At 46.1% G+C, this 12,429-nt stretch carries 11 protein-coding genes and 2 pseudogenes; 7 read left to right on the plus strand and 6 right to left on the minus strand.

The annotated features are described in order from the left end of the window. The first annotated feature begins 15 nt into the window (after window positions 1-15). From R7O03_RS16550 to R7O03_RS16565, 4 genes are all read left to right on the plus strand, one after another. Entirely contained in the window at window positions 16-1,260 is a 1,245-nt protein-coding gene (locus tag R7O03_RS16550) for an ABC transporter substrate-binding protein (RefSeq protein WP_005373285.1), read from the plus strand. A gap of 80 nt (window positions 1,261-1,340) precedes the next feature. Continuing rightward, the gene (locus R7O03_RS16555) at window positions 1,341-2,162 is read left to right on the plus strand and encodes an ABC transporter ATP-binding protein (RefSeq protein WP_017633695.1); all 822 of its coding nucleotides are present in this window, start codon (window positions 1,341-1,343) and stop codon (window positions 2,160-2,162) included. A 9-nt stretch (window positions 2,163-2,171) separates the two neighbouring features. Further along, the gene (locus R7O03_RS16560) at window positions 2,172-3,374 is read left to right on the plus strand and encodes a phenylacetate--CoA ligase family protein (protein WP_258481951.1); all 1,203 of its coding nucleotides are present in this window, start codon (window positions 2,172-2,174) and stop codon (window positions 3,372-3,374) included. A 136-nt stretch (window positions 3,375-3,510) separates the two neighbouring features. Further along, entirely contained in the window at window positions 3,511-4,107 is a 597-nt protein-coding gene (locus R7O03_RS16565) for a methyltransferase domain-containing protein (RefSeq protein ID WP_213907003.1), read from the plus strand. 3 nt (window positions 4,108-4,110) lie between these two features. On the opposite strand, the gene R7O03_RS16570 is transcribed toward R7O03_RS16565, so the two are convergent. The 3 genes and pseudogenes from R7O03_RS16570 to R7O03_RS16580 all read right to left on the minus strand — a co-directional run. Then, window positions 4,111-4,602 carry a hypothetical protein gene (locus R7O03_RS16570; RefSeq protein ID WP_213903272.1) on the minus strand — a complete coding sequence of 164 codons (492 nt, stop codon included), beginning with the start codon at window positions 4,600-4,602 and terminating at the stop codon, window positions 4,111-4,113. Between the two features lie 102 nt (window positions 4,603-4,704). After that, window positions 4,705-5,324, minus strand: a pseudogene (locus R7O03_RS16575) (c-type cytochrome). Window positions 5,325-5,400: 76 nt separating this feature from the next. Continuing rightward, window positions 5,401-5,625 (minus strand): annotated as a pseudogene (locus R7O03_RS16580) (molybdopterin containing oxidoreductase); the annotation flags it as partial. On the opposite strand from R7O03_RS16580, the gene R7O03_RS16585 reads away from it, so the two are divergent. Continuing rightward, complete coding sequence (locus R7O03_RS16585; protein WP_226083206.1) at window positions 5,610-5,918, plus strand: TPMT family class I SAM-dependent methyltransferase; 309 nt, start codon at window positions 5,610-5,612, stop codon at window positions 5,916-5,918. The pseudogene R7O03_RS16580 and the gene R7O03_RS16585 overlap by 16 nt on opposite strands. Window positions 5,919-6,049: 131 nt before the next feature. Further along, window positions 6,050-7,963 (plus strand): BCCT family transporter, encoded by a 1,914-nt coding sequence (locus tag R7O03_RS16590; RefSeq protein ID WP_318131882.1) that lies wholly within the window; start codon window positions 6,050-6,052, stop codon window positions 7,961-7,963. A 90-nt stretch (window positions 7,964-8,053) separates the two neighbouring features. Here R7O03_RS16590 and R7O03_RS16595 read toward each other — a convergent pair whose 3' ends face one another. The 3 genes from R7O03_RS16595 to budA are packed head-to-tail and all read right to left on the minus strand — an operon-like array spanning window position 8,054 to window position 11,327. Next, window positions 8,054-8,812 carry an SDR family NAD(P)-dependent oxidoreductase gene (locus R7O03_RS16595; RefSeq protein WP_258481953.1) on the minus strand — a complete coding sequence of 253 codons (759 nt, stop codon included), beginning with the start codon at window positions 8,810-8,812 and terminating at the stop codon, window positions 8,054-8,056. Then, window positions 8,809-10,512: an acetolactate synthase AlsS gene (gene alsS, locus R7O03_RS16600; RefSeq protein ID WP_158173444.1), complete on the minus strand. Its 1,704-nt coding sequence runs from the start codon at window positions 10,510-10,512 to the stop codon at window positions 8,809-8,811. The genes R7O03_RS16595 and alsS overlap by 4 nt, the downstream gene beginning before the upstream one ends. A gap of 29 nt (window positions 10,513-10,541) precedes the next feature. Next, window positions 10,542-11,327: an acetolactate decarboxylase gene (gene budA, locus R7O03_RS16605; RefSeq protein ID WP_053304714.1), complete on the minus strand. Its 786-nt coding sequence runs from the start codon at window positions 11,325-11,327 to the stop codon at window positions 10,542-10,544. A 97-nt stretch (window positions 11,328-11,424) separates the two neighbouring features. On the opposite strand from budA, the gene R7O03_RS16610 reads away from it, so the two are divergent. Then, complete coding sequence (locus R7O03_RS16610; protein WP_318131883.1) at window positions 11,425-12,306, plus strand: LysR family transcriptional regulator; 882 nt, start codon at window positions 11,425-11,427, stop codon at window positions 12,304-12,306. Window positions 12,307-12,429 lie beyond the last annotated feature (123 nt).

Here is a 12,429-nt window from a genome sequence, read left to right on the forward strand (position 1 = left end):
CAAGGACAACGAGTTATGAACAAAGGACATTTAGCGACAACGTTGGTGCTGTCATCTGCACTGTTTACTACTGCAACTTGGGCAAAAGATTCTGTGTTTGTCGGGCAATTAGTCGACTTTTCTGGACCAACTGCCTATGTGAGCAAGCCTTATGGTTCTGGCGTGCGAGACGCATTGCGTTGGATTAACCAAAACGGTGGCATTAACGGTACCGAGCTCGAATTTGAAACAGTAGACATGGCGTACAAAGTACCAGTGGCGATTTCTAACTATAAACGTTGGGTTGCGCGTAAAGACATGGTTGCGCTGCAAGGTTGGGGTACGGCGGATACCGAAGCGCTTATTTCGTTTGTTACCAAAGACAAAGTGCCGGTGTTCTCTGCTTCTTACTCTGGTCACTTAACTGACCCAACCGGTAAAAACCCAAAAACCGCGAAACCAGCGCCTTATAACTTCTTTTATGGTGCGTCGTACTCGGATGCGTGCCGTGCGCTAGTTAAGTGGGCGAAAGAAGATTGGGAATCTAAGGGCAATCAAGGTGCGCCGAAATTTACGCACATTGGCGATAACCATCCATTCCCGAATGCGCCAAAAGAAGCGTGTGCAGAGTACGCCAAAGAGCTTGGTTTTGATGTGCAAAACCCAGTCGTTGTGTCACTAAAACCAGGGGACTTCAAAGCGCAATGTTTGTCGCTGAAAGAGTCAGGCACCAACTACGGTTACATTGCTAATATCGGTAGCTCGGTTATCTCACTAGTGAAGTCTTGTAACACGGTTGGGACAGAGTTCCAGTACATGGCAAACATTTGGGGCGGCGATAAGCCAGTGCTTGAAGCAGCAGGCGATGGCCTTAAAGATTACGTTTTCCCAGGTATGACAGCGTTTTGGGGAGATGATAATGAAGGCATGAAACTGGTCCGTGAGATTTCTAAGCAGTCTGAATCAGAGCCGGGCGAATTCAGAACTCACCATTACATTCGCGGTATTTGTTCTGCGTTCTATATGAAAGAAGCAATGGAGTGGGCGAAAGACAACGGTGGCATCACAGGTGAAAACATCAAGAAGGGCATGTATGTCCATGACAACTGGGTACCACAAGGCTTAGAAGGTGTTTGTGTCCCTGCGAACTGGAAACCGGAAGATCACCGAGGCACAACAACCGTGAACGTCTTTATGGGCAACAACGATGGCGGCGCAGTTGATATTAAGAAAGTATCTCAGGTGACATTGTCACGTCGTGACGATTGGCTAGGTTACTAATCTACGACTTATTAATAACAAAGCTTACTGAAAATAAGGATGGGTGAGAGAACACTCTCACCCTAGCAAGGAGTAGCTTGATGGCTGAATTAGCAACGAATATCGAACCGGCAGAAATACTGCTTTCAGTGAACAACATTGAAGTCGTCTACGACGAAGTAATACTAGTACTTCGCGGTGTGAGTTTAGAAGTTCCAAAAGGGCAGATTGTGACCTTACTGGGCGCCAACGGTGCGGGTAAATCCACAACGTTGAAAGCCATTTCTGGTTTATTGAAAACCGAAGATGGTGAAGTGACGCGCGGCGAAATCAACTTCATGGGCGAGCGTATAGACAACAAAAGCCCGGAAGAGATCGTCCGTTCGGGCATCTTCCAAGTTATGGAAGGGCGCCGAATTGTTGAAGATATGACGGTAATAGAAAATCTTCGCTTAGGCGCTTATACACGCTCTGACAACGAAGTTGAACAAGACATCGAAATGGTGTTTGACTATTTCCCGCGACTCAAAGAGCGCACTGGCCTGGCGGGCTATTTGTCTGGCGGTGAGCAACAAATGTTAGCGATTGGCCGAGCGTTAATGGCTCGACCGAAGATGATTTTGTTGGACGAACCGTCTATGGGGCTTTCTCCACTGCTAGTTAAAGAAGTATTCAGCATTATTAACAAGATCAACAAAGAGCAAGGTATTACCATGCTTTTGGTTGAACAGAATGCCAACTTCGCTCTTCAAGCGGCCGATTACGGTTACATCATGGAATCAGGCAAAATCGTACTAGATGGCAGCAAGCACGAATTGCTAAACAATGAAGACGTAAAAGAATTCTACCTTGGCGGCGGCGATGAAGATCGCAAGAGCTTTAAGAATCTGAAATCTTACAAACGTCGTAAGCGTTGGTTGTAAGGAGCAAGGATGAACGAACTATTTGATGCGAAAGAATCGTTGTCTCTACAGGCGCGAGAAGAGTCGCTGTTTCAACGTTTGCCTGCGCTGATTGAAAATTCGAAAGGCAATAGCGAACATTACGCAGCGCATTTTTCTGAGTTAGATCCTACATTGGCAAACAATCGTGAAGGGCTTGCTCAGTTCCCGATTACACGTAAGTTCAATGTACCTAATCAGCAGCAACTTAAACCGCCGTTTGGTGGCTTAAATAGCGTTGCCATTGGTCAAATGGCGCGTGTTTTTCAGTCTCCTGGGCCTTTATATGAGGCTCAAACGGATGAGGCCGATTTCTGGCGTATGGGGCGCGCGTTTCACGCTGCTGGGTTCTGTGCGGGTGATTTAGTGCATAACACGCTCTCTTACCATTTCTCTCCTGGCGGATTTATTATGGATGGTGGCGCAAGGGCTTGTGGCTGTGCGGTATTTCCGGCTGGAGTAGGCAATACCGAAGCGCAAATAGAGGCAATTAAACAGCTTCAACCTAATGGTTACACTGGCACACCTTCTTATTTGCTGACGTTGCTACAAAAGTACCAAGAGAAATACAATGAGCTGCCTAGCTTTGAGAAAGCTCTGGTCTCTGGTGAAGCGGTTACAGCAGACATGCAACAGATGTTTGAGGAAAAAGGCATTGCAGTCTTTCAAGCCTACGCAAGTGCAGAGCTTGGTTTGATTGCTTATCAAGTGTCTGGTGAACAAGGATTAGTGATTGCCGAAGATATTATTGTTGAAATCGTTGATCCTGATGGTGTTCCTGTACAACCGGGAGAAGTCGGTGAAGTCGTTGTAACCTCGCTTGATGAGAAGTTCCCGCTGATTCGCTACGCAACGGGAGATTTATCGGCATATCTAGAGACAAGTTCTGATTCTTCACGCACGAATGCACGAATTAAGGGCTGGATGGGACGAGCAGACTCCGCGGTGAAAGTAAAAGGGCTGTTTGTTTATCCGCATCAGATCCAAGAAGTCTGTCGTCGCCACGATATTAAAGGCTCCTTGAAAATTGAGCGCGATGGCTTCAACGATGCCATTACTTTCTGTTGTCATGATGTGCATGTATCAGCAGAGGACATTCAAGCAACACTCCAGTCTGTCACTAAACTGAAAGGCAATGTCCAGTTTGTACCGAACCAAGCGGAGCAGCCGTTAATCAATGATCTTCGCAGTTAACTCATTGGTGGCATAAGTGCAGTAGAAAGTGGTTGTCATAAAAAACTAACAACGTCAGACAAAAGGCTAGAAAAGGGATACCACATTGCGCTGCGTATCCCTTTATTTTTTACTACCGCAATCAGGGAGCGGGTAAATGAAACAGGCACCAATGATTAACACACAATTCTGGGATGATTTGTTTATCCGAGGCACTATGCCTTGGGATGCCCAATCGACACCTCAAGAACTCAAGGACTATCTCGACAATTCACTTCATGTAGGCCAGTCAGTGTTTATTCCTGGGTGTGGTGCCGCTTATGAACTGAGCACTTTTATTCAATATGGGCATGACGTGATCGCGATGGATTACAGCCAAGAAGCGGTAAAAATGGCGCAATCAACGTTAGGTAACTACAAAGATAAAGTCGTATTGGGTGATGTATTTAATGCCGATTTTTCTCACTCGTTTGATGTCATTTACGAGCGGGCCTTTCTCGCAGCACTACCGAGAGACATGTGGTCAGAATATTTCTCTATGGTGGATAAATTGCTGCCAAGAGACGGTTTGTTAATTGGTTATTTCGTTATAGATGATGATTACCACTCTCGCTTCCCTCCATTTTGTTTGCGAAGTGGGGAACTGGCATCTTTTCTAGAGCCCACGTTTGAACTTGTGAAGTCCTCAGTGGTGGCAAACAGTGTTGAGGTTTTTAAAGGCAGAGAGCAATGGATGGTGTGGCAGAAGTGTTAGTCGTCACTGAGACTTCTTTAGAAAGTATTCGCGGAAACTGTCTGGTTCTTTTTTAATCGCTGAAAAGTAAGTCACAAATGTATGATATTTGGTCGATGCCATGAGCCAGAGAGCGATAATAGGAAAAAGTACAAAACTAACAAAAAAAAGTTTATGTTCATCTTCAAGAAGGAATAGGCCAAGAGCGTAAACAAGGAACTGAAAGTAAATATTGATTAAGTTGATTTCTGCCGCTTTAGGTTTGCCTCTAACAATCATCATGTTTGGGATAACAAGCAGTAGAGTCATGACCCCAGCAAAAGAAAAGTTTAGAGCCAAGAAAGTATCAGTAGTTAAGTGCTCAGACGACTGGTCAATCAATATTGCCAGCAACGTTACTGCCATGCCGCCTCCCATCATAATCAAGGTAATGACTGCCACGCCAACAAGAAAAACCCAAATAGAAAGGTAATGGTTGTCAAAAAACTCTTCTGCCTTCAATCTTTTAAACCTCATCGATACATACTGTGAAATAACAGAGGTTACTTCACTCTATTCCTGTTGAGGGGATACTCACACAGAAAGAATACGTATGTAAAATATCAATAAGCGTTAGTTTTAAAGGCGGGAGTTACCCCCATAATAGGTCGAAAGGTATTTCAGAATGGCTTCGCGATTATCACCCGGCAGTTCATCCATCCCTTGCTCTTCAATCATCCAGTCTAAGGTTTCATCTCATCGTTGGCGGCTTAGTCATTGTTGTGTGACCATGTGTAACGAATGACAGGCTGAGCAGACTGCCGCGACGAGTTCCATATTCTCTCCTGGCGCTAATATCCCATCACCAGCTGATTTGACCTCCATTTCAGATGAAGCAGTATTCCAATCTGGTGGCGTGTAGGGTTTTGGGTTGCTAGCCATGCAATGATTGCGGCTCGCGCACCCGGGTCTTTTACGCCGGGAAAGACCATGTTTGTGCCCGGAGCAAACTCCGGTGGTGACGCCAAAAAAAGCATCCAGTTTTTCTGCGTCCCATTGACCTTGATGCTGTTTGATGGCTTCGCTGTAATTGAAGCCTGTAAAGCCGGCAATATCACGCTCTGCTAAGCCCCAAAGAGGCAGCCCCACAAGCACTTCCTCCATTTTTCAAACTGGTGACAAGCTTTACACACCATCGCTTGCTGTTCGCCTGCGGCTATCAACTCGTCATTGTTTGCTAAGGCTGAGTAACTTAACAGCGCGAGAAAAGTAAACGAGAGCGGGAAAACCCGCTTATTTAAGGATGTTGCTTTCACTGTTATTCCCCCTTCATGTTTAACCCTTAACAATCAGCGCGATTCGGTGGAAGGTGTTGTTGAGGTAACCTTTCGGGTTCCATGTGATAGCAAAAGGTTGGCCCACCTCTTGGTCATCAGTCGCCTTTGCCCCAACTTCGTAGTAGCCCGCTTGGGGGAATGTCACTTTGGCGTTGAACGTCTGCCAAGCGCTGTCATTGGCTGGGGCTGCGAGTTCGGCATCCATCCATGTTGCGCCAAAATCAATCCTTTCTCGCTGCACTACCGAGAGACCAGTGGCCAGATTACTTTGCTATGGTGGATAAATTGCTGACAAGAGACGGTTTGTTAATTGGTTGTTTCGTTATAGATGATGATTACCACTCTCGCTTCCCTCCATTTTGTTTGCGAAGTGGGGAGTTGGAGGGTTATCTAGAACCGACGTTTAAGCTTGTGGAATCCTCAGTGGTGGCAAACAGTGTTGAGGTTTTTAAAGGTAGGAGCGCTGGATGGTGTGGCAGAAAAGTTGCCGTATTTAAACGCTATGGCATCAAATAATGAATACAAAATCAGCGTCACATAATGCATCTTTTAAAGACAATTATTCTTGTGGTAACGATAAGTGTTGTGAATTGGCGAAGTTGCGAGAAATGTGGATCATGTCCTTTGAAAATATAAGGATATATAATATGGACAAATCATTTTCTCTCATCGATAAGCCTACCTTCTTAGGCTCACTCTTTCTTTTACTCAGCGTCGTTATACCCTTAATTTTATTTCCCACACAAGGTGCGGATTGGATAGCTTCGGCCAAATTTTTCATGACCGATAAGCTTGGTGTGTTATACCTCGCACTGGGTATCGCAGCAATGTGTTTTATGATTTACACCGTGTTCAGCGATCTTGGCCAAATCAAACTTGGTGAAGCCGACGAGCAACCAGAATTTGGTAACGCCTCATGGGCTGCAATGCTATTTTGTGGAGGTATTGGCGCAAGTATTCTGTATTGGGGATGTATCGAGTGGGCATACTACTATCAATCACCACCATTTCAGTTGGAAGCAGGCAGTGAAGAAGCCATTCGCTGGGCCGCGACTTATGGTCTGTTTCACTGGGGACCGATTGCTTGGTCAATTTACCTTATTCCTGCTCTGCCTATCGCTTACTTCTTTTATGTACGCAAACAACCTGTTTTGAAAATCTCTAGTGCGTTAATGCCTGTATTAGGAGAAAAGCGTGCAAACGGTGGTATTGGCAAGTTTATTGATGTGTTGTTTATTTTTGGTATGTTGGGTGGCGCGGCGACTACGCTTGGCTTAGCAGCGCCTCTTATCAATGGTGGTCTACATCATATCTTCGGTCTTCCAAACAATACCTTCAGCCAAGTGGCTGTATTACTTCTCTGTACTGCTATTTTTGGTTACTCCGCGTATGCAGGGCTTGAGAAGGGGATCAAATTCCTTAGTAACATTAACTTCTGGGGTGCGATGGGCTTGTTACTCTTTATACTTGCCGTTGGGCCAACCGTGTTCATGTTAGAAACGGGCTTAGATTCAATTGGTCGTATGTTGTCTAACTTCTTTGTTATGGCTACCTGGGCGGAGCCGTTTGGTGGTTATGGTGAGTTTACAGATACACACTTCCCGCAAGACTGGACTATTTTCTACTGGGCATGGTGGTTGGTCTTTGCTCCTTGTATGGGATTGTTTGTTGCGCGTATCTCGCGTGGAAGAACGATCAAACAGATGGTCGTAGGTTCTATATTTTACGGTTCTTTAGGTTGTTTCTTATTCTTCATTGTTTTAGGTAACTATGGTTTATCGTTGCAATTGACGGGTGAGCTTGATGTCATTGCAATCCTCAACGAATCAGGCGCGCCAGCGGCTATTTTTGCAACGTTAGACACATTACCGTTAGGGCCAATCGTTATTGGTGTTTTTACACTATTGTGTATCATTTTTACGGCGACTTCGTTTGACTCTATCTCGTACATTCTTGCGTCTGTGGTTCAAAATGATGTGACGGAAGAACCGATGCGCTGGAACCGTTTGTTCTGGGCGTTTACTTTGTCTTTTCTGCCAACCGTCCTAATGTTCATGGGAGGTTTATCGACATTACAAACCGCTGCGATCGTGGGAGGTTTACCGTTGTTAGTTATCTCGGTGATGTTGATGGTGTCCTTTGTCCGCGCGGCGAGCCTAGATATTAAACATCAAGCAGAATACGAAGAGCCAACCATTAACATTGAAGAACTGCCGGAAATTGACCCTTGGTCAACAGAGGGAATGGCTTTGGCGAAATTTGAGCGCTTTAAAGACTTAGCTCAACAGGCGGCTGAAGAAGAGCGCGAAGCAATGGCGGCCCTGATGAGCATGCGTAAGAGAATTCGCGCATTTGCCTTAGAACACAGCTGTGAATCTGGGTTTTCGGACCATCATTTACCAGAAGAGATGCAAACAGAGCTACAGCAACTAACCGAAGCGCTTGAGTTGGCTCAAAAGAAGAAACAAGAACTGTCTGAGCAAGCCCAAGAATCTCGAATGGAATTTAATCATGTGTTATTAGGCGGCGCGTCGGCAGGCTTAGCAACACCGCAGGCTTAAGAGCAGGCACACAAGAGCCGAGTACAAACTCGGCTCTTTTTTTGCGTGGATACCTTACAGTTAAAAATTCTGCTCAATCAGTGTTAATGCTTACACTATTTTAGGTTGACCATCTGATGCGGTGGCACCGCCGTCTACAGGTAGGTTTACGCCATTAATGAAAGATGCGTCATCACTTGCCAAGAAAGTCACGACAGACGCAATTTCTTCAGGTTCGGCTGCTCGGCCAAGCGCAATGCGCTCATTGAATTTATCGCGGATGTCCTGCGGCCAGCCGTTTGTCATGTTGGTTTTTACTAAACTTGGGCATACGGCGTTAATTCTTACCCCATCCGCACCATGGTCCAATGCCATCGCTCGGGTAAGGTTCACCACTGCACCTTTACTCGCGCAATAGAATGCGGCACCCCAGTCACCACCCAAACCGGAAACGGACGCGGTATTTACCATACAACCTTTCGTTTTTAAGAGTTCAGGTAAAGCAAATTTCGCGCAATAAACAACACCATCAATGTTTACACCAGAGATCTTCTTCCAGTCTTCCACACTACCTTCAATCACGGAACCAGGGACATGTACGCCAGCATTGTTTACTAAAATATCCAGTTTACCGAAACGGGTAACAACATCAGAAATCAGTGCTGCGACTTTTTCTGGGTCAGAAACATCCATAGAATGCGCAGACACACGCTGTTTATCAAAGCCCTCAACGGCGTTTGCCAACTGCTCTTCATTCCAATCGGCAAGAGCGACGTTTGCGCCTTCTTCATACAAACGTTTTGCGATGGCCAAACCAATACCATTGGCAGAACCAGTGACGAGTGCGACTTTATTTTTTAATCCTCTCATGCGATTTCTCCTTCGAAACTTACAAAAACGGGATCTTGATTTTTCTCTGTGCGCGGCAACATCAGTTTGTCGTTGTCGCTGTAATCTACGGGGATAGCCACCACTGCTGGTCCTTCAACGTCCATGGCTTTATTCAATGTCGGTAGCAATTCGTGTTGACTAGTCACTGCGAAGCCTTTCGCGCCAAATGATTCGGCGTACGCCTTGAAATCAATTGGTCCAAATTTCACACCAGAGCAGCGCTGATATTTGTTGATCTCTTGCATTTCTACCATGTTGTAGGCGTTATCAACCCACACAATATGGACGATATTGCAGTTCAGTCTAACCGCGGTTTCTAACTCCATGCTCGATTGCATAAAACCGCCGTCTCCCGATATCGATACCACTTTGCTACCAGGTTTTAGTAGGCTGGCACCAATGGCCCATGGTAGTGCAACGCCCATTGTTTGTTGGCCGTTAGACACCAGCATTTGGCGAGCTCGAAAACAACTTAAGTAACGAGCGATCCAGATGTGGAAGCTCCCCATATCAAGACATAGCGTGGTATCTGGTGTGATGATAGATTGCATGGCTTTAATCAGTGCCAGTGGATGAAATCCTTGCTTGTGATAGACATTGGGATAGGTTTTGATCACTTGCCGTTGCAGTGCTACCTCTTCCAGTACTGAAAGTGCCGTTGGGGAAAGGCGGGCATATTCAGAGATATAGCTGCCCATCTTGTCTAATGACTGTGCAATATTTCCGACGATTTCAACACAAGGCTGATAATTAAGTTGGTATTCTGCTGGTTCAATATCGAGGTGAATCACTGGGTTGCGGTGGCTGTTCCAAAGCTCAGGGTCATACTCTATTGGGCTAAAGCCGATGGTGAGAATTAAATCGGCGTCCCGCAGTAAAACATCGCCAGGTTGGTTATTAAACAAACCGACACGCCCAGCAAAGTGATGATAGTAATTGATGTCTACCGTGCCGGCGGCCTGGTAAGTGCCGACAACGGGTAGCTGCGTATTTTGAAGAAACCGAGCGATAGCAGCAGCGTTTTGACTGCGGCTCGCGTGAAGGCCAAGTAAAACCACACAGCGCTTTGCTTTACTGATTCGACTGACCGCTTCTTCGATTGCTGCGATGTCTGCGCAACCAGGCTGTGTGTAAGGCGAGGGGACAATAATGTCCGTTTGGGTTTGCTCGGATAAAACATCTTGGGGGAGACTCAAAAAGCAAGCCCCAGGACGACCTGACTCTGCGATACGAAATGCGTTCGCCATGATCTCGCTTGCGGCGTCCACATGCTGCACTTCAGCACTGAACTTAGTTATAGAGCGAAAAATACTGACGGTATCCATGCTCTGGTGTGTTTGTTTTTGCTGGTCAGTTCGTTTCACCGCACCACCGATAGCAATCAGCGGATCGCCTTCGGAGTTTGCTGTTGCAACCCCCGTAACTAGATTTCCACAGCCAGGGCCTGACGTAACCATTGTGACGCCTGCTTTGCCGGTTAGTCTTCCCATAACGCCCGCCATAAATGCGCCGTTAGCCTCGTGACGTACCGGAATCATTTGGATGTTAGTGTCTTCAATCGCATCGAACAGTCGATCGATTTTTGCACCGGGAATACCGAAAATGTACTTAATGCCGAGAGACTCTAGCTGTTGAGCGATCAACTGAGCTCCATTTTTATTTGAAGGTTTGGATTGCATTTGTTGTCCTTATTATTTGCCTGACTTTGTTACTTTTCCGCCTTTTCTATGGCGGTATTTATATCTTCCGGAGCCAAATTGGCGTTGAGGAAGTCTGTCGATACTGGGGTATCAATCACTAGCCGCGAGACTTTGCCAATCTGGAGGAACCCTGACGAAATGCTGTAATCCTGAATATGACCACCTCCTTGGCGGTCATCGGTAATAAAGTGTTCGTGATAGCCGGGCACATTGATGCCAGTCGTATATTTAGGACTGCGAAAGCCGGCGACCACTCCTTGCTTATGCGTGAAGCGGAACGTTGGTTGTTCTTTGACCACTTCAAGCATTGGCCGATAAGGGCGTGTTTGTTTAGGTACGGTGCGAGTACGAACTGAATCGAAAACGCCATCAATGCGCACTGCGCAAAATAGGTTATCGCTTGGAACCAGGTCGTCTATGAGGCTATGGACTTCATGACGTGACATGCGCGATGTCAGTGGCAGCTCGATATCAGGCTTAAAAAAAGTCATGACAGCAAAGGGCGTTTTTTGCGCCAGGTCTGCCGGGTTTGCGGAGCCATCCGACTTGAGTTGAAAAACTTCCTTATCAAACGCAATCAACTCACCATCCAATTCATTGAACGTACCTAAACCAAAATCCCCATGTTTCAGCAGTTCTTCTATGGTTGTCGAGCCTTCGTAAACACCAGCGATCAAAGCACTCATTAACGAAGTCTGATAAATCTCACCATCTCCGGTAACATGATGGTATTCAGAAAATTCTTTCGCTACTTCAAGCGAACAAGCACATAGAGGGTTATAAAATCCACGCATGAGTAAGACCAGTTATGCAATGAAGAGTATATTTAGATTGACTTCTACACGGTGCTAAATCCAATATAAAAAAGATTTATTTTGATATGGAAAATATATGGAATTTCGCTACCTGAAGTATTTTGTCGCGGTCGCCGAGACTCGTCACTTTACCCGAGCGGCTGAACAGCTAGGGATTGCGCAACCTCCTTTGAGTCAACAAATCAAAAAGCTAGAGCACGAGCTTGGCGTGGACTTATTTAAGCGCTTGTCTAGAGGAGTAGAACTGACCCATGCAGGGCAAGTCTTTTATACGGATGCGGTAAATATTCTTGCTGATGTGGAACGCGCTAAAGCAAAAGCCCGACAGATTGCCCGTGGTGAAAATACGCAGGTTAAAATTGGGTTCGCGACGTCAACATCAACCTGCATTAAGGTATTGGAGAGGATTGGGCGTATTCAAGAGAATGGGGTTCATTTACAGACGGCGGAACTGTCAATGCCAGAGCTTGCCACTCAGTTAAAAAGCAAACAACTTGATCTCGCAATCATGCGGCTACCCTGTTACGCCAGTGAACCTTTTGAGCACAAGGTGTTGTTTAACGACCCGTTTGTCGCAGTGATTCCGGCGGGCCACGAACTGGCAAAATATCCCTGTATCCAGATGAAACAGTTGAGAGACCATAAAATTTTACTGTTTCCACGAGAGACGGGCCCCGCATTGTTTGATGGCATGAGCACACTTTTTGCCGACGCAGGAGTAAGGCTCGCACCACAGTTCGCAGCACCGCAACTTCGTACGACGATTGCCATGGCGCAGGCCGGGTTAGGTATTGCTCTCGTTCCGCGCTCACTGGCTGAACATCTCGATGATTCCGCGACAGTCGCCGAGATTGAGGATATCCCTCTCACTAGTCGTGTTGTTGTTGCTTGGGAGGCATCTAATCTCAATAAACAAGCGTTAAAAGTAGCCACGAACATCGGTCATGTTGAGGCTTAAAGATGAGTCATCGAACTGGCTCTGATAGCCACAGGCAAATGTGATACTCTCACTCGTTATATGCAAAGCTATGCTTTGGTTGAATAGACAAATCTTACTCCACGAATAGAACTTACTGAGGAT

This window comes from Vibrio sp. Vb2960 (assembly GCF_033337665.1).
Taxonomy (GTDB): domain Bacteria; phylum Pseudomonadota; class Gammaproteobacteria; order Enterobacterales; family Vibrionaceae; genus Vibrio; species Vibrio alginolyticus.